Genomic DNA, 21,987 nt, shown 5'->3' with positions numbered 1-21,987 from the left:
TTGGTTAGGAAACTTTCCTAACCGCGTCCCGCGTCCCGTCCCGCTGTCCTGAGGGAAGGTCCCCACGTGCGCATCCCCATCCCCCGAAGACTCCTCGGTCTGACCCTGACCGCATCGCTCGGCCTGCTGTTGCCGCTGGCCGTCGAGGTACCGCAGGCCCAGGCGGCCACCACCCGCTACGAGGCCGAGAACGCGACACTGTCGCAGTCCTCCGTCGCCACCAACCACACCGGGTTCTCCGGCACCGGCTTCGTCGACTACACCAACATCGCCGGCTCCTCCGTGGAGTTCACCGTGACCGCGGCCGCCGCGGGCAGCGGCACCCTCGTCCTCGGCTTCGCCAACGGCACCACGGTCAACCGCCCCATGGACATCGCGGTGAACGGCACGACCGTCGCGTCCGGGGTCTCCTTCGCGGGCACCGGCTCCTGGGACACCTGGCAGACCAAGACCCTCACAGCGACGCTGCTGGCCGGCAGCAACAAGATCCGCGCCACCGCGACCACCGCCAACGGCGGGCCCAACCTCGACTACCTCGACGCGAACCCCCAGGGCGGAGGCGGCGGCGGTGGACCCACCGTGCCGTTCGGCAGCCACCAGTTCCCGTACACCGCGGGCACCCTCAAGCCCTCGGGCGCGCAGAGCACCATCGACCAGGCCGTCGTCACCACCTACAACCAGTGGAAGGCCGCCTTCGTCAAGCACAACTGCGGCAACGGCTGGTACGAGGTCATCTCGCCCGACGCCGACCACCCGTACGTCGCCGAGGGCCAGGGCTACGGCATGGTCGTCACCGCGCTGATGGCGGGCGCCGACACCAATGCCAAGACCGTCTTCGACGGCCTGGTGAAGTTCATGCTCGCGCACCCGTCGGTGAACAACCCCAACCTGCTCGCCGCCGAACAGGACAGCTCCTGCAAGAGCGTCGACGGCTCGGACTCCGCGACCGACGGCGATCTCGACGTCGCGTACGGCCTGCTGCTCGCCGACCGGCAGTGGGGAAGCACCGGCACCTACAACTACAAGAACCTCGCGGTCCAGCACATCAACGCCATCAAGGCCAGTGAGGTCAACTCCACCACGCACCTGATGCTGCTCGGCGACTGGAGCGGCTCCGGGGAGTCCCACCACTGGATCACCCGGTCCTCCGACTGGCTGATCGACCACTTCCGCGCCTTCAGGACCGCGACCGGCGACAGCGCCTGGGACACCATCCGCATCGCCCACCAGAACCTGATCACCCAGCAGCAGGCGAGCTACGCGCCCAGTACCGGACTGCTCGCCGACTTCGTCGTCAACACCAACACCACCCCCAAGCCCGCCGCGGGAGAGGTGCTCGAAAGCCCCAACGACGGGGACTTCGGATGGAACGCCTGCCGTGACCCCTGGCGGGTGGCGACCGACGCCGTCACCAGCGGTGACCCGGCGTCCCTCGCCTCGGCCCGCAAGCTCAACGCCTGGATCAAGACGAAGACCGGCGGCAACCCCGCCAGCATCGTGACCGGCTACCACCTGAACGGATCGACGTTCGACAGCGGCCACGACATGGCCTTCACCGCACCGTTCGCGGTCGCCGCCCTGACCGACCCCGGTTCCCAGGCCTGGCTCGACGCCCTGTGGAACAAGCTGGCCGGCACGCCCATTGACGCCTCGCTCTACTACGGCGGCAGTGTGCAGCTCCAGTCGATGATCGTCGTCTCCGGCAACTACTGGATTCCCTGACGGGAACGACTGGGGCACCTCCCAGCGGTAGCTGGGGGAGGGCCCGGCGGAGAGCCTTCCGCCGGGCCCGTCGGTGCGACAGGACCTACGGCGTGGCCCGCCCGTAGAGCACCAGCGCCCAGATCAGACAGCCGAGCGCGCCCGTGGCGGCCACCGCGCGGAAGAGGTTCCAGCGGACCCACCGCGTCTCGAAGCGCTCACGGACCGCGGCGAGAGCGGAGGCGCCTGCCGACCCCGGGTCGCCGGCCGCGGCGAGCTCGTCGTTGAGCGGGATGTTGACCGCGAACGTGGAGACCAGCGTCAGCACGTACAGGACGGCAGCGGCGCCGATCCAGGGCAGCGGACCGTCCGGGGCGTCCCCCGGCAGGTGCAGCGCCCCGGCCAGCAGGGTGAGCACCAGTGACCCGCCGAAGCCGAGAGCGAACCAGCCGTTGAGGATACGGACGTTGATCCACTGCATGCCGTCGACGAACGTCCGGTCGTCGGCCCTGCGCAGACCGGGCATGACGGCGCAGGCGAAGCCGTAGTACAGGCCCGCGATCAACCCGGTGGTGATCGTGGCGCCCACCAGTGCGACCGTGCGGAACTCGTCCATCGTCGAAACCTCCCTCAGCGGACCGCCGGGCCGCCGTGCGGCTGATCGGTCATGAGGACAGTCAAGCCGTAACAGCCAGGACCGGCCATGATGCAGAGCCTCAACTCCATACGCGTGCGTCCACCCGGACGTCTAGGCTGAAAGACATGGACGCACTCGCCGGTCTCCTGGACGGGCCCCGGGCCCGTGGCGCATTCCTGATGCGGTCGGTCCTCGACCCGCCGTGGTCGCTGCGGATCGAGGACCGCGCTCCGCTGACCCTGATCTCCCTGGTGCGCGGCGAGGCGTGGGTGCTGCCCGAGCACGGTGCCGCGGTGTGCCTGCGCCCCGGCGACATCGCCGTTGTCCGCGGCCCTGCCCCGTACACCGTCGCCGATACTCCGGACACGCCGCCGCGGATCGTGATCCACCCCGGGCAGCTCTCCACCTCCACGGAGGGCGACGAGCTGTGCGAGACCATGGACTTGGGGGTTCGTACCTGGGGCAACCGCCCGGACGGCGCGACGATGATGTTCACCGGCACCTATGCGATGGACGGCGAGATCAGCCGGCGGCTGCTGGAAGCGCTGCCCACGCTCCTCGTGATGCCCGCCGACTCCTGGGACTGCCCGCTCGTCGCGCTGCTCGGCGAGGAGATCGTCCGCGACGAGCCGGGCCAGGAGGTCTTCCTCGACCGGCTGCTGGACCTGTTGCTGATCGCCCTCGTCAGAGCGTGGTTCGCCCGGCCGGAGGCCGAAGCGCCCACCTGGTACGTGGCGTTGGCCGATCCGGTGGTGGGCCAGGCGCTGCGGCTGCTCCACGACCACCCGGCGCACCCTTGGTCGGTGGCCACGCTCGCGGCGAAGACCGGGGTGTCGCGTGCCGCGCTCGCCCGGCGGTTCACCGAACTCGTCGGCGAGCCGCCGATGGCATACCTCACCGGATGGCGGCTGTCGCTCGCCGCCGACCTGCTGCGGGAGCCCGATGCCACGGTCGGCTCGGTGGCCAGAAAAGTAGGCTACGGAAGCGCGTTCGCCCTGAGCACTGCCTTCAAGCGGGTCCGCGGCATCCGGCCGCAGGAGCACCGGGCGGGCGTGTGACGGCCCAGGATCCGAGGAGAGGAAACGGCGCGATGTCCGAACGGCGCGACGCGGCCGGCACGGCGCAGGTGCGGCTCGAGACCTGGGCGGAGCGGGATCTGGAGCTGCTGCGGCTGACGAACTCCCCGGAGATGACGGAGCACCTGGGCGGCCCGGAACCCGAGGAGAAGCTGCTCGTACGCCATCAGCGCTACCTGGACATCGAAGGCGCCGGAACGGGACGGATGTTCAGCGTCGTCCTGCTCCCGGAGGGCGTGACGGTCGGCACCATCGGGTACTGGGACCGGGTCTGGCAGGGCGAGACGGTGTACGAGACCGGCTGGGGTGTGCTGCCGGGGTACCAGGGCCGGGGGATCGCGGTGGCGGCCGCGACCACGGCCATCGCCGACGCCGCGGCCCGGCGCACGCACGGGTCCCTGCACGCGTACCCGTCCGTCGACCACCCCGCCTCGAACGCGATCTGCCGCAAGGCCGGTTTCACCCTGGTCTCCGTCTGCGACTTCGAGTACCCGCCCGGGAACCCGATCCGGTGCAACGACTGGCGTGTGGACCTGACCGCGGTCGGCCGCTGAGGGCCGGTGGAGGACGGTCCCGCCGCAACGCGGCCAGGGAGTTTCGGCATGGCGAAATGTCAGCATTTGGCACCATGGCCGCAGGTGGCAGGGTCGGACGTACACTGAAGAGGTGTCGGGCAGGCCCCTGCTCCGCCCGGCCACCTGTATGCACCACCTGTATCCAACCGTCTGCGGCCAGACCAGAGAGTGCTGCCGCCCGGATCTCGGCCGACCCCGGAACGGGTCCTGAGCCGGTCCGGACGCACGCCGCAGTTGTTGCGCAGTGACAGGTAGCGGTCCTCGGCCGATCCGGCCCTTCGGTCCGCACGCAGATCGCCCCCCTGTGGGGACCGCTCGCCTTCACGCGTACCACCGCCGGTGCCCCGGCTTCCGCGTCGCATGTGCACCGCACTGCGCCGGAGCGGGTCCGCACCCGGCCGACAGCACGATCCCCGGCAGCCGGGTACCGGACGACCGGTGCCGGGACGCCGGGTCATGGTCATCATCGCGGTATCCGGTTTGCCCTCACCCCTGCCGACAGGCCGGGCCACCCGCAGCGCACCACCGGCCGCTTCCGAGGGGATAGTTGTGAAACTCAGTGCACTGCTCGACGGTCACGACCACCACGTACTCCAGGGCGACCCGGCGACGCCGATCACCGCGGGAATGAGCTTCGACGCCCACCGGGTGACGGCCGGCTCGCTGTACATCGCCGTACCGGGCCACGAGGACGGCGGCCCCGAGCTGATCGGGCGGGCGCTGGAGCTGGGCGCGGTCGCGGTACTGGCCGAGGGCGACGCCCCGCACCTCGCGGGCCTGCCCGCGGCGGTCTGCGTGGTCCGGGTGACCGACATCCGCGCGCTGGCCGCGGTCGTCGCGTCGCGCTACTACGGTGAGCCCGGCCGCGCGATGGACGTCGTGGCGATCACCGGCACCAACGGCAAGACCTCGGTCTCGTACATGGTCGAGGCGGTCCTGCGGATCGCCGAAGGCGTGAAGGTCGGCGTCATCGGCACCTCGGGCAGCCGGATCGGCGACGAGTCGATCCCCATGCCGAGGTCGGTGCTGACCACCCCGGAGGCACCGGACCTGCAGTACCTGCTCGGCCACATGCGTGACCGCCGGACGCCCAGCGTGGTGCTGGAGGCGACCTCGATGGGGCTGCTGCAGCGCCGGGTCGAGGGCGTGTTCATCGACGTCGGCGTCTTCACCAACCTGACCCAGGACCACCTGGACGACCACGGCACGATGGAGCACTACAAGAACGCCAAGATGCGGCTGTTCCAGGGGCTGTGCCGGCGTGCGGTGGTCAACGCCGACGACCCGGTCAGCGCCGAGATCATCGCGCTGATGCCGGACACGGTGACCACGTACGCCCTGGACGCCCCGGCGGACTACCGTGCCACCGACCTGGTCGTGGACGCGGCGGGCAGCCGCTTCACGCTGCACCACGCCGGCCGCAAGTACCCGGCCGCGATCCCGGTCCCCGGCCGCTTCTCGGTGGCGAACGCGCTGGCCACCCTGGCGGCGTGCCATCTGCTCGGCCACGACCTGCAGGGTCTCGTCAGCGCTCTCGACCGGATGCCGCCCACCCCCGGCCGCTTCGAGCGCTACACCACCCCGCAGGGCTCCTGCGTGATCGTGGACTACGCGCACTCCCCGGACTCGCTGGAGAAGGTCCTCACCACCATCCGCAGCTTCGCGGCCGGCCGGGTCATCACCGTCTTCGGCTGCGGCGGCGACCGGGACATCACCAAGCGCGTCGCCATGGGCACCATCGCCGGCGAGCTCTCCGACCTGTGCGTCCTCACCTCGGACAACCCGCGCTACGAGGACCCCGAGGGGATCCTCGACCAGATCGCCCCCGGCCTGGTCCACACCGGGATCCCGTTCCAGCGGATCACCGACCGCCGGGACGCGATCCGCTACGCGCTGTCCGTCGCCGGTCCCGACGACGTCGTGCTCGTCGCGGGCAAGGGCAGCGAGCCGTTCCAGATCATCGGTGACGAGCTGCTTCCGTTCAGCGACATGGGCGTGGTCCGCGAGCTGGCGCTGGAGCCGGCCGCAGCGGCCCTGTAGCCACCGCCGGCCGTGCCGCGATGCGACAGCCGGTTCTTGCTCAGGCCAGTCGCATCGCGAAGGTCACGACAGCGCCGGGGGAGGCCGCGGCGATCACCAGCCGGTCGGCGAGCAGGCGGGTGAGCCACAGCCCGCGGCCGGCCGGGCCGCCGTTGATCCCGGGCGCCAGCTCGGGGATGACGTCCTCGGAGAAGCCGGGACCGGAATCGCTGATGCGGCACTCCAGTTCGTCGCCGACCCTGGTCAGCGCCAGGGCGCCGTCCCCGCCGGCGTGCTCCACCACGTTCGAGGCGAGCGCGTCCATGGCGAGGACGAACTCGCCGCGGCGCGGTTCCGACAGCCCCGCCAGGGAAGCGCGCTGCTCGATGAGGACCCGCAGCCGTGGCAGGTCCTCTCCGGTGAACGCCACCTTCAGCAGGCACTCCGCCGGTTCGCCGGCACGGCCGCCGGCCGGATCGGTCAGCATCGGCGTCCCATCCCGGTCAGCACCAGCCGGGCCGAGCCGTGCTCGCCCAGCGCGCGCAGTACGCGGAGCTGGCCGCTCTCGCAGCGGACCTCGACACGGTCGTGGCCGTCGGCGGCGCGGACCAGCCGGAGGAGGTCGTCGGCGCACCGGACGCTGAGGAAGCTCAACTGCGTCAGATCCACGACGAGTTTGCGGGCGTCCGCGGTGCGCGTGAGCGCCTCGCCGACGGCGGCACCGAACTGCTCGCCGGTGGCGAGGTCCGCCTCGCCGATCAGCCGCAGCGAGCCGTCCCCGTGCACCGCTCGCAGTTCGCCGAGCCGGGTGAGCAGATTGACGGGGTGTGCCCGGCACATCCGCGCCAGGACGTCCTCGTCGAACCAGCGGCGGTCGTACGCGCAGATCTCGCTGTAGGAGCCGTCGGTGAACAGGTGCCCGGCATGGGACTCGCGATGCATCATCACGTCGATGTCGGCGTCCAGGTCCGGCACCCAGTGCATGTCGATGAAGGTGCGCAGCCCGGTGTACCCCTGCCGGCCCGAGAGGGCGGTCTCCTCGCGGATCCGCTGCCACTGCCGCTCGGGGGTGAAGCCGACGTCGGGGCGGATCAGCGACCGCATGCTGGTGAGCACCAGCTGGCCGCGGGCCCTGACCCGGGCCATCGAAGGGCTGTCGGCCTCCAGCCGGGACCACACCTCGTCATCGCTCACCTGGGGAGCGGCGAAGACCATCACCTTCTCGCCGCGGGCCAGCCCCGTCCAGGCGAAGGTGGTCAGCACATCCCAGTTCGACTCGTCGTCGCCGTAGCTGACGAAGCAGTGGTCGCCGGCTCGCATGCGTTGCACGGAGATCGTGGCGGGATGGACCTCATCCCAGACAGGCATCGCCCCTCGCTTTCTGCGACCCGTACCGCTGTTCCCGCGGACCGGAGTCGTGGCAAAGCTAGCGAGTCTGCTTCCGGACGCGGCATGCGCCGACGGAAGTGAACGATGGCGTAAGGAAGTTGCCCTTCCATTTTCAGGAAGGGTCGCGATTGGTCACCGCGTGATCACATCTGACCGTTCGCCGCGGCGCGGCCGAGGGCGGGGCGCGGGTCAGCGCGGAGCGCCGCGTCCTACCACTTCGAGCGCTGCATGAAGCGGCGGTGCGCCGACTGGGCGGAGTCGGAGCGCTGGACGGGCACGGGCGAGGGCTTCTGCTGCGGACTGTCGGTGGACTGGCTCGGGCCGCTGGTGGTGCCGGGCATGATCTTCGTCCTCCCTGTCGGTGTCGGTGGCGCTGTACATCAGGAAGGCGCCAGGTTAACCGCCGGGTGCGCGGTACTGGCGTCTCTCCGGGCCGTATACCCCCGTTCGGGGGACGCATCCGCTGTTGTCCGAACTGTTGACGAGACACGGTCACGGTCTTACCGTCCGATGGCGGTGGACTGAGTTGTCTTCTGTTCGCTTTTCGCAACCCTTCTCCACAAACCCCAACGGCCGTCTCTGTCCGGCCGCGAAGAAGGAGCCCCGCGTATGCGAAGCCCGCACGCCGTACCGCAACAGCGCGCCGTAGCGCACCCGCGCACCTTACGAACCCTGCGAACGCCCCTGACCGTACTGCTCGTGCTCGTCATGGCGGCCTTCGCCGTCCTGCAGGCCCCGCCCGCCCACGCGGCGGTGAACACCGCGATCACGGTCGACGGGAACTCCGCCGGCCGGATCTTCGACGGAGTCGGAGCGATCAGCGGCGGCGGAGGCAACTCGCGGCTGCTGGCGGACTATCCGGAGCCGCAGCGCGGCCAGATCCTGGACTACCTGTTCAAGCCCGGTTACGGCGCGGCGCTGCAGATCTTCAAGGTCGAGATCGGCGGCGACACCAACTCCACCGACGGCGCCGAGCCCAGCCATGAGCACACCCGCGGCACCGTCGACTGCGGTACCGGGTACGAGTGGTGGCTGATGGAACAGGCCAAGGCCCGCAACCCCGCGGTGAAGCTGTACGGGCTCGCCTGGGGCGCGCCCGGCTGGATCGGCAACGGCAACTTCTGGTCCCAGGACATGATCGACTACCTGATCGCCTGGATGGGCTGCGCCACCCAGCACGGACTCCGGATCGACTACCTGGGCGGCTGGAACGAGCGCGGCTACAACAAGGCCTGGTACGAGAATCTGCACGCGACCCTCGCCGCGAAGGGATACGGATCGACGAAGATCGTCGGCGCGGACTCCGACTGGTCGGTCGCCGGGGACATCCGCGGCGACGCGGCCTTCGCCGCCTCCGTGGACATCGTCGGCGCGCACTACCCCTGCGGCTACATGTCCGCCATGACGTCCTGCTCCACCACCTCCGACGCCCTGGCGACCGGAAAGCAGCTGTGGGCGAGCGAGAACGGTTCGGAGGACTACAACACCGGTGGCGCGCCCATCGCCCGTGCCATCAACAGGGGTTATCTGGACGCCAAGTTCTCCGCGTTCATCAACTGGCCGCTGGCCGCCGCGCTCTACCAGAACCTCCCGTACAACACCGACGGCATGCTGACCGCCACCCAGCCCTGGTCGGGTACGTACAGCGTCGGAAAGAGCACCTGGGCCACCGCGCACACCACCCAGTTCACCCAGCCGGGCTGGCAGTACCTGGATTCCGGCAGTGGCTACCTGGGCGGCGACCGGGCCAACGGCAGCTATGTCAGCTACAAGTCACCGGGAAAGACCGCCTGGAGCACCGTCATCGAGACCCTCGACGCCACGGCCGCGCAGACCGTCAGCCTCAAGACCGCCGGAGGACTGCCCGGCGGCACGGTGCACGTCTGGTCCAGCGACTTCGCCTCCGGCCGGCAGAGCGACTACCTCGTGCACACCGCCGACCTCACACCCGTCAACGGCGCCTACCAGCTGACCCTGCAGCCGGGCCGGGTGTACTCGGTGACCACCACTGCAGGACAGGGCGCCGGAACAGCCGCCTCACCCACCCGCGGGCTGCTCGCACTGCCCTACTCCGACGACTTCCAGTCCACCCGGCACGGCGGCGAGGCCCGGTACCTGGCCGACATGAACGGCTCCTTCGAGGGCGCGGCCTGCGGCGCGGGCCGCACGGGCACCTGCGTACGGCAGATGGCCACGACGACCCCCATCACCTGGGACAGCGGCAGTGACCCGTACGCGACCCTCGGCGACCTGAGCTGGTCCGACTACACCGTGTCGGCCGACGCGATGCTCGAACAGGCGGGCGCGGTCCAGCTGATGGGCCGGGTCGGCACCCAGAAGGGCTTCTCCCCGGGCAGCATCAACGCCTACTACCTCAAACTCACCAACACCGGGGCCTGGTCCATCCTGCGCAACAGCGCCACCGGAGCGGTCACCACCCTCGCCTCCGGCACCGTCGCCGCGCCCGGCACCGGCAGCTGGCACCGGCTCGCCCTCACCTTCGCCGGCCGCACCATCACCGCGACCATCGACGGCACGAAGGCCGGCTCCGTCACCGACGACTCCTACGGGGCGGGTCAGGTCGGTATCGGCACCGCCGGGTACGTGGCCGCCCAGTTCGACAACCTCAGCGTGACGCCCGGCTCCCCGGCCGCCGTGTCGGGTACGTACACGCTGGTCAACCGCAACAGCGGCAAGGCGCTCGACGCGGCCGAGCAGGGCACTGCCGACGGCACGCCCATCATCCAGTGGACCCGCAACGGCGGCGGCAACCAGCAGTGGAAGATCACTCCGGCCGCGGGCGGCTACTACACCGTCACCGGAGTGGCCAGCGGCAAAGCGCTCGACGTACCGGGCGCCGCCAAGGTCGCCGGGACGCAACTCGACCTGTGGACGTCCAACGGGGGCGCCCACCAGCAATGGCTGATCGTCCCCAGCGGTGGCGGCTACTACACGCTGGAGGGCCGCGACAGCGGCCAGCTCGCCGACGTCAGCGGTGCGTCCACCGCCGACCAGGCGCCGGTCGTCCAGTGGCCGGCCAACGGCGGCAGCAACCAGCAGTGGCAGCTGGTGCCCGTCTCCTGATCCGTTCCGGCCCTTCGCCGTGCCTCCGGCCCTTCGCCGTGCCTCCGGCCCTTCGCCGTGCCTCCGGGGCGGCCGGGTCCAGACCCTGCCAGTGGTAGGAACCGCGCTGGTACGTGCCGCGTGCGTACGCGGTACAGGGGGCTGGGTCGGCCGCCCCGGGCGGCGAAGCATTCCTTCCGGGAGCCCGCGGCACGATCGGTGCGGCGGGCCCGGTATCCGGAGGGAACGGGACGATGGCGATTGTTGAAGGGGTGCCGGCCGGCGTGGAGGCGCCGGCCGGCGGGTCCGTACGGGAGTCCGTGCCCGACCGGATGACGGGCCGGCTGCGGCTGGTCCTGGTGGTGCTGCTGGTCGCGCAGTTCATGCTGGCCGTGGACTTCTCGATTCTCAATGTGGCGCTGCCGGTGGTCGGCCAGGGGCTCGGGTTCCCGCTGGCGGACCTGCAGTGGATCGGTACGTCGTTCGCGCTGGCCGCCGCGGGGTTCACGCTGTTGTTCGGCCGGATCGCCGACATCGTCGGCCGCCGCCGGCTGTTCCTCGCCGGGCTGGCGGTGCTGGGGGTCTCCTCGCTGGTCGGCGGGCTGGCGGTCAGCCCTGGCATGCTGCTGGCTGCCCGGGTCGCCCAGGGGCTGGCGACCGCGGCCGTCACCCCGGCCGGGCTGTCGCTGCTGACCTCTTCCTTTCCCGAGGGCCCGCTCCGCGACAAGGCGCTCGGTCTCAACGGCGCCCTGATGTCGGCCGGCTTCACCGCCGGCGCGGTCCTCGGCGGTGTACTGACCGACCTGCTCTCCTGGCGCTGGGCGTTCTTCGTCAACGTGCCGGTCGCCGTCGCGGTGCTGATCGTGGCCCCGCTGGTGATCAAGGAGAGCCGCCCGGCGGTCCGCCCGCGGCTGGACGTACCCGGCGCGATCGCGGTCACCCTCGGCCTGCTCGCCCTGGTCCTCGGGCTGACCACTGCGGGGGAGAAGGGGTGGGGTGACCCGGTGGCTCTGGTCTCCCTGGCGACCGGCGCCGTACTGCTCGTCGTGTTCTGCCTCGTCGAGAAGGGCGCGTCCGCTCCTCTGGTGCCGGTGGCGATGCTGCGGCGCCGCACCGTGATCTGGGGCAACGTCGCGGGCCTCATCGCCTTCGTCACCGAGACCTCGCTGGTCTTCCTCATGACCCTCTATCTGCAGAAAGTGCTCGGCTTCTCCCCGCTGGCGGCGGGCCTCTCCTTCGGTGTGCTGGGCCTGGGCACCGTCGCCGGCGGTCTGGTCGCGGCCCGGGTGATCGGCCGGATCGGCACCAGAGCCACGCTCGTGACCGGTGGTGTCGTCCAGGCCGTGGCGACGGTGGCGCTGGTCGCGCTGGGCGACGACCGCGGCTGGATGGCGCTGCTGCTGGCGGGCACCTTCCTCGGCGGGATCGGCAACATGCTGGTGATCGTCGGCTTCATGGTCACCGCCACCTCCGGCAACCCCGACGCCGAGCAGGGCATGGCGACCGGGCTGGCCACCATGACCCAGCAGGTCGGCATCACCATGGGCGCCCCGGTCATGAGCGCCATCGCCACCGCCGGGATCACCGTCTCGTCCGGCACGGGCGCGGTGCTGGACGGCATCGGGAACGCGGTCCTGGTGAACGCGGCCCTCGCGCTGGCCGGAGCGGTCCTCGCGGCCCTGTTCCTGCGCGGCACACGGCGGACGTGACGCGGGTCTCACACCCCATTCCGGCGGTGTGCCACAAGGGCGCCGCGCACCCGGGTCGCCGCCGGAAGGCCCGCATCCGCCATGGATGCGGGCCACGTGCTATCGTAGATCTCAGTTGCAGTTGTGGTACCCATGAAACTTTGTGTGCACCTGACGGTTACATCCCTCAGGTGCATTTTGTTTTTCCGGTCATCTCCGGATGGGCTCATTGCGGCGACGCGGAACACGTGAAGTGCGTGTTCCGGCTGTGCCCCCTATCAGAGGAGATTTGACATGGCTACTGGCACCGTGAAGTGGTTCAACGCGGAAAAGGGCTTCGGCTTCATCGAGCAGGACGGCGGCGGCGCTGACGTCTTCGCCCACTACTCGAACATCGCCGCCCAGGGCTTCCGTGAGCTCCAGGAAGGCCAGAAGGTCTCCTTCGACGTCACGCAGGGCCAGAAGGGCCCGCAGGCCGAGAACATCGTTCCCGCCTGACGCTGACAAGAGCTGAGCCAGGGCCCGCACCTCACGGTGCGGGCCCTGGCCGTTGCCCGGACTCCGTAGGACCTCCCGGGCACCATTCACCACACGGACCTCATCGGTCCGGTATTCCGGCCGCCACTTCTCAGTAGGCGCCGTTTTCATCGGAGTTCACCGCGCGGATATTTCCGCCGGACTCCGCATTCGTCATTTGCTTCGGTTCGTTTCTTGCGATTCCTTGCGCGGCTGCCGGCCGCCGGGACTTCCTCGACACGCGCCGCCTCGAGGAAGGTTCCGCATGAACCGCACCACGCGCTCGAACAGCCCCTACTCCCGCAGCAGCCGCACCGGCGGCTCGGGCAGTGGCGGCAGCTACAGCAGCCGCTCCGCCGGCTCGGGCAACAACACCGCCGGTTTCACCGGCCGTTCCCGCTCGCAGTCCCCGAACCGCTCCGGCGGTTCCGGCCGCCGGCCGGCCGCGCTGCAGGGCGAGTTCGCCCTGCCCGTGACCATCACCCCGGCGCTTCCCGCCGTCACCACCTTCGGCGCGCTGGACATGCCCGTCGAGGTGCTCAAGATGCTCACCAGCCTGGGCATGAACGAGCCGTTCCCGATCCAGGGCGCGACGCTGCCGAACTCGCTGGCCGGCCGTGACGTCCTCGGCCGGGGGCGTACCGGCTCCGGCAAGACCCTCGCGTTCGGTCTGGCGCTGCTCTGCCGCACCGCCGGACAGCGTGCCCAGCCCCGCCAGCCGCTCGCCCTGGTGCTGGTGCCGACCCGTGAGCTGGCCCAGCAGGTCACCGACGCCCTGACCCCGTACGCCCGCTCGCTGCACCTGCGGCTGGCCACGGTCGTCGGCGGTATGTCGATCGGCCGCCAGGCCAGCGTGCTGCGCGGCGGCGCCGAGGTCGTCGTGGCGACGCCGGGCCGGCTCAAGGACCTGATCGACCGGGGTGACTGCCGGCTGGACCGGGTGGCCATCACGGTGCTCGACGAGGCCGACCAGATGGCGGACATGGGCTTCATGCCGCAGGTCACCGCGCTGCTCGACCAGGTGCGCACCGACGGCCAGCGGATGCTGTTCTCGGCCACCCTGGACCGCAACGTCGACCAGCTGGTGCGCCAGTACCTGCACGACCCGGTGGTCCACTCGGTGGACCCGTCGGCCGGTGCGGTCACCACGATGGAGCACCACGTGCTGCACGTGCACGGCGCCGACAAGCGCGCCACCACCACGGAGATCGCCGCCCGTGACGGCCGGGTGCTGATGTTCCTGGACACCAAGCACGCCGTCGACCTGCTGACCCGCGAGCTGCTGGCCAGCGGTGTGCGCGCGGCCGCGCTGCACGGCGGCAAGTCGCAGCCGCAGCGCAACCGGACGCTGGAGCAGTTCAAGACCGGCCACGTGACCGTGCTGGTGGCGACCAACGTCGCCGCCCGCGGTATCCACGTCGACAACCTGGACCTCGTCGTCAACGTCGACCCGCCGAGCGACCACAAGGACTACCTGCACCGCGGCGGCCGTACCGCCCGCGCGGGGGAGTCCGGTGTGGTCGTCACGCTGGTGCTGCCGAACCAGCGCCGCGACATGACGCGTCTGATGGCCGACGCCGGCATCACGCCGAAGACGACCCAGGTCCGTTCCGGCGAGGCCGAGCTGACCCGGATCACCGGTGCCCAGGCCCCGTCCGGTGTTCCGGTCGTCATCACCTCCCCGGTGTCCGAGACCGCGAAGCGCAGTGCCGCCTCGACCCGCGGGCGCCGCAGCCGTACGGCCCAGGCTCGTCGCGCCGGTGCGCCGGATCGTTCCTCCAGGCCCCGTACGACCGCCGTCTGACCGTTGCCGGCCAACGGCCGGCAGCACCCCGAATACCGCCGGGCCCCACTGACGAGTGGGGCCCGGCTTTTCGTTGTCGCTGTCAGGCGGAAGGGCCGTCAGGCGGAGGCGTCGTCAGGCGGACGCGTCGCCGGTGCGCGGCTCGGGCGGAGCGACCGGGAGCAGGGCTTCGCCCACCCCGTCGGCGAGCGTCAGGACCTGGTCCGCACCGGTCAGTTCGAGCGTGCGCAGCAGTTGCGGGCTGACGTCGGCGAGGACCAGGACGTCCCCGCGGTCCTGCAGCGTCTGCCGGATGGTGAGCAGCAGGCCCAGCCCGCGGGAGTCGCAGAAGGTGAGGCCGGCGCAGTCCAGTACCAGGCGGGACCGGCGGGTGTCGCCGTCCTGCTGGGCCGGCAGCTCGCCGTTCCCGGGCCGGCCGTCCTGCCGGGCCCGGAGCAGGTCGGCCACGGCGGTCGCCAGGACGTCCTCGCTGTCGAGGTCGAGCTCGCCCGCCAGCGCGAGTACGTCGACATCCCCCTGGCCGTGGCGTACGGGCCGCACCTGCAGCCGAGTCATGGTCGTCTCCCGAAGATCAAGATCGAGGAAATCTGGGTGTGCTCTCGTCGCCCCCACCCCGCCTTGCCACGGGTCGGCCGACTCCGTGGCGAGGTAGCGCGAGGGAAGCGTACCTGGCTTCCCGGCGTGCGTAAATCTGTCTCGGCCACGATAGACATTTCCCGATCGGGTTGTTAGGTTTTCTGACGTAATGCAGGACGTCGGTGATCTCCGGCTGTCGCCTCCCCCCGAGTGGGCTGTCCGCCGCAGAGGTGCAATGACCCCCAGAACCCGTACGAACACGACCGACAGGTTCGACGACGACGACTACCCCGCCTACACCATGGGCCGGGCCGCGGAGATGATCGGCAGCACGCCCGCCTTCCTGCGGGCGCTGGGTGACGCGCGGCTGATCACCCCGCTGCGTTCGGAGGGCGGCCACCGCCGCTACTCGCGCCACCAGCTGCGCGTCGCCGCCCGCGCGCGCGAACTCGTCGACCAGGGCACGGCCATCGACACGGCGTGCCGCATCGTCATCCTGGAGGACCAGCTCGAGGAGGCCCTGCGCCTCAACGAGGAGCTGCGCCGCGGGGCCGGCGGCCCGCCGCCCGGGGACGACTGACCGTCCGGGCGGCGCATCCGGGCCGGACGGGGCGGTGCGGGCCCGTGCCACGACGGCGCCGGAGCGCCTAGGGTCGGTGCTGTGCTGAGCATCGTGGATGAACTGACCGGCCCTGGTCCGCTGCGGATCTGCGCCCATGCCCCACAGGACGGCGATCCGGGCGATCTGACCGGACTGCGGGTGCTCCTCGTCGCCGACGTGCTGGCGCGCGTCGTCGAGCTGCGCGGCAGGGCGGTGCTCATGGGGTGGACCGGACCGCAGGTGCCCTCCGCCGACGGGGCGGGCATCCGTCCGGCCGACGCCACCGGCACCCTCGAGGAGATCACCGAGACACTGGGCGGCCCACCGGTCGTGCACATCACCCATCGCGCCTACGAGGGCGCGGGCGGCGCCAGCCTCCGCGTCGGCGAGGCGAGCGCCACGGGACCGGACCCGGTGGACGAGGACATGCTCGCCGTGCGCGTGCTGCTCCTCGGCCACCCGCACCACGAACCGATCGCCGTCACGTCCGAGGAGATCGCCGTGGCCGGCCGCCTGCTGGCCCGCTGGCGGCGAGCGGTGGCCGACTGGGCCGAGGAGCCGTCCAAGCCGATGGCCGCCGACCTGGTGCGAACGGCCCGGGCCACGCTGGAGGACACCCTCGACACCTCCGAGGTGCTGCGGCTGCTGCGCGGGCTGGAGACGGCCGGTGAGGTACCGTCCGGCGCCAAGTTCGAGACCTTCGCGCATCTCGACCGGGTTCTCGGCCTGGAAGTCGTCCGCGAGATCGGCCGCCCGCGCTCCGCCGGGGCACCGGCATGAGCGGGATGCGGCGACTGGTGATCCTGCGGCACGCCAAGTCCGCCTGGCCCGACGGCGTTCCCGACCACGACAGACCGCTGAACCGGCGCGGCCTGCGCGATGCCCCCGCCGCCGGCCGGTGGTTGGACGAGGCGGGCCGGCTGCCCGACCTCGTCCTGTGCTCCTCCGCCCGCCGGACCCGCCAGACCTGGGAACTGGCCGCCGCCGAGCTCGACGGCGCTCCACCGGTCCGCTACGAACCGCGCCTCTACGCGGCGGACGACGACGATCTGCTCGACGTCGTCCGCGAAGTGGCCTCCGATGTCGGGACGTTGCTGCTGGTCGGCCACAACCCCGGCCTCCAGGAACTGGCCCTGCTGCTCGCCGGCGAGGCGGCCGGCGACACCCTGGAGCGCGCGCGGACCAAGTTCCCCACGTCCGGCACCGCCGTGCTCACCTGGAGCGGACCGTGGTCGGCCCTCGAGCCGGGGTCCGCCCTGCTGACCGACTTCGTGGTTCCGCGCGGGCGGCGTGAGGAGCGTTCCTGACGGCGGACGGCCGGAAGGGCGTTCCCCGCCTCAGCGGAAGGTCCCGGCGGCCGCGACGGTCGCCGGGGTCGCGACGCTTCTGACGGGTCCAGCGGCCTTGACGGGTCCGGCCGTTCTGACGGGCGCGGTGGTTCCGAGGTGCGCGGTGGTTCCGACGGGCCTGGGAGCGGGGGCGACCAGCGACGGGTCGACGGTGAGGGCGGTGACGCCCAGCGGCGCCCCGAGCTCGTGCAGCGCGGACGCGGACAGTCTGATCCACTCCTGGCCGGCGCCCAGCGCCGCGACGAGCCGCTGCTCGGTGGTGAAGGCGACGGCGGTGCGGCCGCCGAGCGGGGTGCGGAAGAAGCGGGCGGTGCAGCCCGCGGAACCCGGCCGGACAGGGACGAGAAGTGGTCCGGCCGGGATGCGTTCGGAAGGTTCGGGATCCTCCGCGTACTGGTGCTCGACCATCACAGTGCTCCTTGAAAGAGGCGAAGCGTTCTCCGGCGTGATCGCCGGCGCCGCTCCGATGAAGGTATCCCCGCGCGGGGGGTCGTCGATCACGCTCCTTACGGGGGCTTGATGCGGGCACCGGCCCCTTTGACGCGCTCCTGACGGGCAGCTGACGGGGCGCGGAGCGGCGTCCTGAGGCCTGCGTCGTCAGAGGTGCATCAAAGCTCCGGCCTGCGCGTCAAGCACGCGTCAGGGAGGGGGTCGGGGCCTGGACCTGCGGGCATAGCGTGATGGCAGTGCTCCCGGCGATCACGCGGGAGAGCATCTCGTCTCCCTTCCGGAGGACCGCCATGTGCCTGTGCCAGTACGAGGACGAACCCGAGCCGACCGAACGGATCGCGGCCGGTTCCTTTGTCGTCCCGGCGCCGTCGGACCGGCCGACTCCGTACGTCCGCACCACCCTCTGCGCCCGGTCGGCCCCGGCGTACCCCGCCGCCGGCCCTGACGTCGTCGCTCCCGCTCCCGTCAAGACCCTGGCGCCGGACAACTGGTGCCACGCGGACCGCACGACGCCGGCGCGCTGCGCATGACCGCCACCTCGCTCGTACCGGCCCTGGCCACGGCGCCGGCGGTGGACCCGTCGTCGCTCGTCGTCTGGCCCGCCTCCGCCCGTCGTCGCCGTCCACGACGGCACCGCCCGGCTCCTGGTACGCCGCGAGACGCTGACGGACATGAGCCTGCGCGACATCGGTCTGTAGGACGCGTCAGCCAGGACCCGTCAGCCAGGAGCCGTCCGTCTGGACCTTTCCGTCAGGACCCGTCGTCCTGCCGCGTCCGGGCGTGAGGCTGTCAGAGGGCCGTCAAGGATCTCGCCGGCCGTATATCGGGTCCGTCAAGGGATGCCGCCGCTGGCGCTTCGCGGGGATCCACTGGAAGGGACAAGGAGCCGGGGCGCAGGGTCCACGGTTCACCGGTCTCAGTAGAGAAGGAAGCGAAACCACCATGGCCGAGGCCACGCGGATCATCGTCGGCGTCAGCGGATCGCTGAGCAGCCTGGCCGCACTGCACCGCGGCGTCGCCGAGGCGCGCCGCTCCGACGCCCTCCTCGTGCCGGTGCTCGCCTGGGTGCCGGTGGGCGGCGAGATCGCGTATCGCAGGACGCCCTGCCCGCCGCTGCTCAAGGAATGGGAGCGCGCGGCCGGCAAGCGCCTGGACACCGCCTTCGAGCAGGCCCTCGGCGGCTACCCCAACGGCCTGCGTATCCGGCCGCTGATCGTGCGCGCCGGGGCCGGTCAGGCGCTGGTGCGGATCGCCGACCGGCCGGACGACCTGCTCGTGGTGAGTGCGGGCCGCCGCGGCCCGCTGACCCGGATGTTCCACGGCTCGGTGGCCCGCTACTGCCTGGCCCACGCCAAGTGCCCGGTGATCGCCGTACCGCCGTCCGACCTGCTGGAGACGCTCGAACGCGCGGGGCGTCACGGGTTCCCGTTCCCCAACACCCGCTTCGGAGCGCGCTATGCGACGCGGCGCCCCGACGAGATGAGCCCTGTGGGTGAAGATCCGTATCGCCCGACATCGACCTCATGACGGTTTGTCAGGCCCGGCGGGCCTTCTTTCGCGTCGCGGCCTTCGCTGTGCCCGCGGCCTTCGCTGTGCCCGCGGCCTTCGCCGTGCCTACGGCCTTCGCCGTGCCCGCGGCCTTCCGCGCCGGCTCTTTCCTGCTCGACCCGGTCGACCAGGTGAACTCGATCTCGAGCTCGATCTCCCCATCGCCGATCTCGACCTCGATCTCGCTGCGAAGATCGTCGGCGATCCGCAGGCTCAGCGTTCCCGGGCTGAGTTCAAGTTCGGCATCCTCACCTTTCCTCAGCGCGGCTGCGAGTGCTGTGAGCTGGTCAGCCGCCTCAAGGCGTGTCAGTGAGCGCTTCTGCTCGAACTTGAGGTCTTTCATGGGTGTCTCCGATCCGGAAACGGCATGGGCGTCGGGCGTCGCGTCAAGGCCATGCGGGCGTGTAGGGAACACGTCGTCCTCAGCGATGGCGGCGATGCCCACGAAGATCATTACCGCGCGTCCGCGCTCGGCCGCCCGGCCTACTTCCAATGTCGACCCACCGGGATCACTCCGCACCTCGGGGTGCCTGACCGACAGCGCTCGATGAGCAACTCGCAGCCCATCTGTGCAGGTCGGAGCGGTGTCGTAACGCATACGGCGACGACGTGACCGATCACGACAAACGGGCTCTCCCCATCCGGGCCCGCACCTGGTCGGACGCCTGCACCCATGGCCCGGCGGACCATGCGCCCCCATGCGGGAGCCCAGGATGGGTTCTACGATTGGGGAAGCTTCACGCTCGCGGAACGCGGTTCTCTCCGCCTCATATCTCCCTCTCTCCCTCTCTCTCTCGAGATATCTCCCTGAAGCTCGAAACTCACCAGGAGGCCATGCGACATGTCCACTGCGTCGGAAACCCCTGTCCTGGACACCCTTGCTGCCATGACGGTCGACTCGATCGAGCGATGCGGGATGGCACCCGACATGTTCATCGTCACGCGTATCGCGGCACTCGCCGCCTCGGATGCCCCGCCCATCTCGTACGTGGCGCATATCGACCCCGCACTCCAAGCCGGTCTGACCGCCGAACAGGTGCAGGACATCCTGGTCGCCATCGCACCCATCGTCGGCACCGCCCGTGTCATGACGGCAGCGGGCAACATCGCCACGGCGCTCGGCATCGCCATTGCCGTCGCCGATGCCGAGATGGAAGCCCAGGGCTGAATCTCCGTCCGCTCGTCCCGCCGCAGCAGCAGTTGATGTCCGCGGTGACTCCGCCGACCTGAGTCCACCAACCGGTTGACCTTCGTGGTGGGTCGCGGGTCCGCGCTCCGGGACAGCTGGGACGATTCGGCCCATGGCATCCAAGGCAGGAACCGCCGCGAGTTCGGCAACGGCGCGAATCGTCCTGCTGGCACTCGCTGCCGGCCAGTTCCTGATGGCGCTCGACAGCTCGGTCATGAACGTCTCGATCGCGACGGTGGCCGAGGACGTGGGCACGACGGTGACGGGAATCCAGGGTGCCATCACGGCCTACACCCTCGTGATGGCGATGTTCATGATCCTCGGCGGCAAGGTGGGGGCGCTGATCGGCCGCAAACGCGCGTTCATGATCGGCTGCGTCATCTACGGCTGTGGCTCCCTGACCACGGCGATCGCACCGAACCTGCCCGTGCTGCTGTTCGGCTGGGCGTTCCTCGAGGGGATCGGGGCGGCACTGATCCTGCCCGCCATCGTGGCACTCGTGGCGAGCAACTTCGTCGCCGAGCGCCGTCCCGCCGCTTACGGTCTCGTCGCGGCCGCAGGGGCCGTGGCGATCGCGGTCGGGCCGCTCATCGGGGGTGTCGCGACGACGTACTTCTCCTGGCGATGGGTCTTCGCCGGTGAGGTCGTGGTGGTGCTCGGCATCCTGCTGCTTGCCGCCCGCATCGTCGACACGCCGATCAGCGAGCGGCCGCGCATTGATCTCGTGGGCGCCGTGCTGTCCGCGCTCGGGCTCGGGATCTTCGTCTACGGCGTACTCCGCTCGGACGAATGGGGCTGGTTCCAGCCGAAGCCCGACGCGCCCTCGTGGCTCGGGGTTTCGCTGGTCGTGTGGCTGATGCTGGCCGGCCTACTGCTGATCTGGCTCTTCCTTCGCTGGGAGGCCCGCATGGTGGAGCGGCACAGGGAACCTCTCGTCGACCCGGCCATGCTGCACAACAGGCAGCTCACCGGCGGACTGACCATGTTCTTCTTCCAGTACCTCGTTCAGATGGGCGTCTTCTTCGTCGTACCGCTCTATCTGTCCGTCGCCCTGGGCCTGTCCGCGCTCAAGACCGGCGCCCGCATCCTGCCGCTCTCCGTGACGCTGCTGGCGGCCGCGATCCTGATTCCGCGCCTCTTCCCGGATGTCTCGCCGCGGCGGGTGGTGCGGCTCGGGACCCTCGCGTTGCTCGCGGGCGCGGTGATCCTGATGGCCGCGCTCGACGCGGACGCCGGCGCGGAAGTCGTCACCATTCCCCTCCTGTTGATCGGACTGGGCATGGGCGCGCTGGCCTCCCAGCTCGGGTCGGTCACCGTGTCCGCCGTGCCCGAAGCCCAGAGCTCGGAAGTCGGCGGCGTTCAGAACGCCGTCACCAACCTGGGCGCCTCGATCGGTACGGCGCTCGCCGGGTCGATCATGATCGCCGCGCTGTCGACGTCATTCCTGACCAGCGTGGAGCAGAATCCGGCGGTCCCGGCCGACGTCAAGAGCCAGGCGGCTGTCGAGCTCCAGAGCGGCGTACCGTTCTTGTCGGACGCCCAGCTCAAGTCCGCCCTCGGCGACGCCGGCACGAGCGCGAAGGTGACTCAGGCGGCACTCGACGCGAACGCCGACGCCAGGATCGACGGCCTGCGCGCCGCACTCGCCATCCTCGCCTTCAGTGCTCTCCTGGCGATGTTCTTCACCTCACGGATCCCGACGACCCAGCCCCGTTCGACGGAGCCGTAGCGGGCGACCTCGACGGCGGGTTGAGACCGAGTGCGGGGCCATCGCGGGGCTGGGACGGTCCGGTGAGCAATCCGCTG

22 protein-coding genes are annotated in these 21,987 nt (G+C 70.7%); 15 read left to right on the top strand and 7 right to left on the bottom strand.

The window, feature by feature from the left end:
- Positions 1–66 precede the first annotated feature (66 nt).
- On the top strand, positions 67–1,722 hold the full coding sequence (locus tag G3I60_RS06715) for a glycosyl hydrolase family 8 (protein ID WP_343241794.1): 1,656 nt from the start codon (positions 67–69) through the stop codon (positions 1,720–1,722).
- Positions 1,723–1,807: 85 nt separating this feature from the next.
- Here the strand turns inward: G3I60_RS06715 and G3I60_RS06710 are convergent, their stop codons facing one another.
- The gene (locus tag G3I60_RS06710; protein WP_138355240.1) at positions 1,808–2,317 is read right to left on the bottom strand and encodes a DUF1772 domain-containing protein; all 510 of its coding nucleotides are present in this window, start codon (positions 2,315–2,317) and stop codon (positions 1,808–1,810) included.
- 146 nt (positions 2,318–2,463) lie between these two features.
- Here G3I60_RS06710 and G3I60_RS06705 point away from each other — a divergent pair, with 146 nt between their 5' ends.
- From G3I60_RS06705 to G3I60_RS06695, 3 genes are all read left to right on the top strand, one after another.
- The gene (locus G3I60_RS06705) at positions 2,464–3,396 is read left to right on the top strand and encodes an AraC family transcriptional regulator (RefSeq protein ID WP_164297240.1); all 933 of its coding nucleotides are present in this window, start codon (positions 2,464–2,466) and stop codon (positions 3,394–3,396) included.
- Between the two features lie 32 nt (positions 3,397–3,428).
- Complete coding sequence (locus G3I60_RS06700) at positions 3,429–3,968, top strand: GNAT family N-acetyltransferase (protein WP_164297242.1); 540 nt, start codon at positions 3,429–3,431, stop codon at positions 3,966–3,968.
- 570 nt (positions 3,969–4,538) lie between these two features.
- Positions 4,539–6,029, top strand: coding sequence for a UDP-N-acetylmuramoyl-L-alanyl-D-glutamate--2,6-diaminopimelate ligase (locus tag G3I60_RS06695; protein ID WP_138355243.1), 1,491 nt, complete (start codon positions 4,539–4,541; stop codon positions 6,027–6,029).
- Between the two features lie 40 nt (positions 6,030–6,069).
- Here the strand turns inward: G3I60_RS06695 and G3I60_RS06690 are convergent, their stop codons facing one another.
- The 3 genes from G3I60_RS06690 to G3I60_RS46295 form a co-directional block, all read right to left on the bottom strand.
- Positions 6,070–6,495: an ATP-binding protein gene (locus tag G3I60_RS06690; RefSeq protein ID WP_138355244.1), complete on the bottom strand. Its 426-nt coding sequence runs from the start codon at positions 6,493–6,495 to the stop codon at positions 6,070–6,072.
- Entirely contained in the window at positions 6,489–7,328 is an 840-nt protein-coding gene (locus tag G3I60_RS06685; RefSeq protein WP_232485124.1) for an MEDS domain-containing protein, read from the bottom strand. The genes G3I60_RS06690 and G3I60_RS06685 overlap by 7 nt, the downstream gene beginning before the upstream one ends.
- Positions 7,329–7,606: 278 nt before the next feature.
- Positions 7,607–7,738, bottom strand: coding sequence for a hypothetical protein (locus G3I60_RS46295; protein ID WP_269288301.1), 132 nt, complete (start codon positions 7,736–7,738; stop codon positions 7,607–7,609).
- Positions 7,739–8,105: 367 nt separating this feature from the next.
- Between G3I60_RS46295 and G3I60_RS06680 the strand changes: the two genes are divergently transcribed.
- From G3I60_RS06680 to G3I60_RS06665, 4 genes are all read left to right on the top strand, one after another.
- Complete coding sequence (locus G3I60_RS06680) at positions 8,106–10,481, top strand: RICIN domain-containing protein (RefSeq protein WP_164297281.1); 2,376 nt, start codon at positions 8,106–8,108, stop codon at positions 10,479–10,481.
- A gap of 311 nt (positions 10,482–10,792) precedes the next feature.
- Positions 10,793–12,169 carry an MFS transporter gene (locus G3I60_RS06675; RefSeq protein ID WP_239069603.1) on the top strand — a complete coding sequence of 459 codons (1,377 nt, stop codon included), beginning with the start codon at positions 10,793–10,795 and terminating at the stop codon, positions 12,167–12,169.
- 273 nt (positions 12,170–12,442) lie between these two features.
- Positions 12,443–12,646, top strand: coding sequence for a cold-shock protein (locus G3I60_RS06670; protein ID WP_034275260.1), 204 nt, complete (start codon positions 12,443–12,445; stop codon positions 12,644–12,646).
- Positions 12,647–12,929: 283 nt separating this feature from the next.
- Positions 12,930–14,468 (top strand): DEAD/DEAH box helicase, encoded by a 1,539-nt coding sequence (locus G3I60_RS06665; RefSeq protein ID WP_138355248.1) that lies wholly within the window; start codon positions 12,930–12,932, stop codon positions 14,466–14,468.
- 114 nt (positions 14,469–14,582) lie between these two features.
- On the opposite strand, the gene G3I60_RS06660 is transcribed toward G3I60_RS06665, so the two are convergent.
- Positions 14,583–15,023 (bottom strand): STAS domain-containing protein, encoded by a 441-nt coding sequence (locus tag G3I60_RS06660; protein ID WP_164297246.1) that lies wholly within the window; start codon positions 15,021–15,023, stop codon positions 14,583–14,585.
- A 256-nt stretch (positions 15,024–15,279) separates the two neighbouring features.
- On the opposite strand from G3I60_RS06660, the gene G3I60_RS06655 reads away from it, so the two are divergent.
- The 3 genes from G3I60_RS06655 (at position 15,280) to G3I60_RS06645 (ending at position 16,952) form a co-directional block, all read left to right on the top strand.
- Entirely contained in the window at positions 15,280–15,624 is a 345-nt protein-coding gene (locus G3I60_RS06655; protein WP_164297248.1) for a MerR family transcriptional regulator, read from the top strand.
- An 81-nt stretch (positions 15,625–15,705) separates the two neighbouring features.
- On the top strand, positions 15,706–16,425 hold the full coding sequence (locus tag G3I60_RS06650; protein WP_164297250.1) for a hypothetical protein: 720 nt from the start codon (positions 15,706–15,708) through the stop codon (positions 16,423–16,425).
- 5 nt (positions 16,426–16,430) lie between these two features.
- The gene (locus tag G3I60_RS06645) at positions 16,431–16,952 is read left to right on the top strand and encodes a histidine phosphatase family protein (RefSeq protein WP_164606822.1); all 522 of its coding nucleotides are present in this window, start codon (positions 16,431–16,433) and stop codon (positions 16,950–16,952) included.
- Positions 16,953–16,982: 30 nt separating this feature from the next.
- Here G3I60_RS06645 and G3I60_RS45175 read toward each other — a convergent pair whose 3' ends face one another.
- The gene (locus G3I60_RS45175) at positions 16,983–17,402 is read right to left on the bottom strand and encodes an SAV_915 family protein (protein WP_239069569.1); all 420 of its coding nucleotides are present in this window, start codon (positions 17,400–17,402) and stop codon (positions 16,983–16,985) included.
- 332 nt (positions 17,403–17,734) lie between these two features.
- Between G3I60_RS45175 and G3I60_RS06635 the strand changes: the two genes are divergently transcribed.
- Positions 17,735–17,974 (top strand): hypothetical protein, encoded by a 240-nt coding sequence (locus G3I60_RS06635; RefSeq protein ID WP_164606785.1) that lies wholly within the window; start codon positions 17,735–17,737, stop codon positions 17,972–17,974.
- A gap of 412 nt (positions 17,975–18,386) precedes the next feature.
- Positions 18,387–18,971 (top strand): universal stress protein, encoded by a 585-nt coding sequence (locus tag G3I60_RS06630; RefSeq protein ID WP_164297254.1) that lies wholly within the window; start codon positions 18,387–18,389, stop codon positions 18,969–18,971.
- 7 nt (positions 18,972–18,978) lie between these two features.
- Here the strand turns inward: G3I60_RS06630 and G3I60_RS06625 are convergent, their stop codons facing one another.
- Entirely contained in the window at positions 18,979–19,446 is a 468-nt protein-coding gene (locus tag G3I60_RS06625) for an amphi-Trp domain-containing protein (protein WP_239069568.1), read from the bottom strand.
- A gap of 387 nt (positions 19,447–19,833) precedes the next feature.
- Between G3I60_RS06625 and G3I60_RS06620 the strand changes: the two genes are divergently transcribed.
- Positions 19,834–20,160 (top strand): carboxymuconolactone decarboxylase family protein, encoded by a 327-nt coding sequence (locus G3I60_RS06620; RefSeq protein WP_164297256.1) that lies wholly within the window; start codon positions 19,834–19,836, stop codon positions 20,158–20,160.
- 133 nt (positions 20,161–20,293) lie between these two features.
- Complete coding sequence (locus G3I60_RS06615) at positions 20,294–21,910, top strand: MFS transporter (RefSeq protein WP_164297258.1); 1,617 nt, start codon at positions 20,294–20,296, stop codon at positions 21,908–21,910.
- Positions 21,911–21,987 lie beyond the last annotated feature (77 nt).

The sequence above is a fragment of the Streptomyces sp. SID13666 genome (assembly GCF_010548325.1).
GTDB classification, from domain to species: Bacteria; Actinomycetota; Actinomycetes; order Streptomycetales; family Streptomycetaceae; genus Actinacidiphila; species Actinacidiphila fildesensis.
Note: the sequence above shows the minus strand (reverse complement) of the source record. Positions and strands in the feature narration are given on the sequence as shown.

Excerpts from the sequence above, each read along its gene's own strand:
- G3I60_RS06680 (WP_164297281.1), top strand. The coding sequence starts at position 8,106 with ATGGCGGCCTTCGCCGTCCTGCAGGCCCCGCCCGCCCACGCGGCGGTG.
- G3I60_RS06630 (WP_164297254.1), top strand. The coding sequence starts at position 18,387 with ATGGCCGAGGCCACGCGGATCATCGTCGGCGTCAGCGGATCGCTGAGC.
- G3I60_RS06615 (WP_164297258.1), top strand. The coding sequence starts at position 20,294 with ATGGCATCCAAGGCAGGAACCGCCGCGAGTTCGGCAACGGCGCGAATC.
- G3I60_RS06700 (WP_164297242.1), top strand. The coding sequence starts at position 3,429 with ATGTCCGAACGGCGCGACGCGGCCGGCACGGCGCAGGTGCGGCTCGAG.
- G3I60_RS46295 (WP_269288301.1), bottom strand. The coding sequence starts at position 7,738 with ATGCCCGGCACCACCAGCGGCCCGAGCCAGTCCACCGACAGTCCGCAG.
- G3I60_RS06635 (WP_164606785.1), top strand. The coding sequence starts at position 17,735 with ATGTGCCTGTGCCAGTACGAGGACGAACCCGAGCCGACCGAACGGATC.
- G3I60_RS06705 (WP_164297240.1), top strand. The coding sequence starts at position 2,464 with ATGGACGCACTCGCCGGTCTCCTGGACGGGCCCCGGGCCCGTGGCGCA.
- G3I60_RS06690 (WP_138355244.1), bottom strand. The coding sequence starts at position 6,495 with ATGCTGACCGATCCGGCCGGCGGCCGTGCCGGCGAACCGGCGGAGTGC.
- G3I60_RS06655 (WP_164297248.1), top strand. The coding sequence starts at position 15,280 with ATGACCCCCAGAACCCGTACGAACACGACCGACAGGTTCGACGACGAC.
- G3I60_RS06685 (WP_232485124.1), bottom strand. The coding sequence starts at position 7,328 with ATGCGAGCCGGCGACCACTGCTTCGTCAGCTACGGCGACGACGAGTCG.
- G3I60_RS06670 (WP_034275260.1), top strand. The coding sequence starts at position 12,443 with ATGGCTACTGGCACCGTGAAGTGGTTCAACGCGGAAAAGGGCTTCGGC.
- G3I60_RS06675 (WP_239069603.1), top strand. The coding sequence starts at position 10,793 with ATGACGGGCCGGCTGCGGCTGGTCCTGGTGGTGCTGCTGGTCGCGCAG.
- G3I60_RS06620 (WP_164297256.1), top strand. The coding sequence starts at position 19,834 with ATGTCCACTGCGTCGGAAACCCCTGTCCTGGACACCCTTGCTGCCATG.
- G3I60_RS06625 (WP_239069568.1), bottom strand. The coding sequence starts at position 19,446 with ATGATCTTCGTGGGCATCGCCGCCATCGCTGAGGACGACGTGTTCCCT.
- G3I60_RS06660 (WP_164297246.1), bottom strand. The coding sequence starts at position 15,023 with ATGACTCGGCTGCAGGTGCGGCCCGTACGCCACGGCCAGGGGGATGTC.
- G3I60_RS06665 (WP_138355248.1), top strand. The coding sequence starts at position 12,930 with ATGAACCGCACCACGCGCTCGAACAGCCCCTACTCCCGCAGCAGCCGC.
- G3I60_RS45175 (WP_239069569.1), bottom strand. The coding sequence starts at position 17,402 with ATGGTCGAGCACCAGTACGCGGAGGATCCCGAACCTTCCGAACGCATC.
- G3I60_RS06645 (WP_164606822.1), top strand. The coding sequence starts at position 16,431 with ATGCGGCGACTGGTGATCCTGCGGCACGCCAAGTCCGCCTGGCCCGAC.
- G3I60_RS06710 (WP_138355240.1), bottom strand. The coding sequence starts at position 2,317 with ATGGACGAGTTCCGCACGGTCGCACTGGTGGGCGCCACGATCACCACC.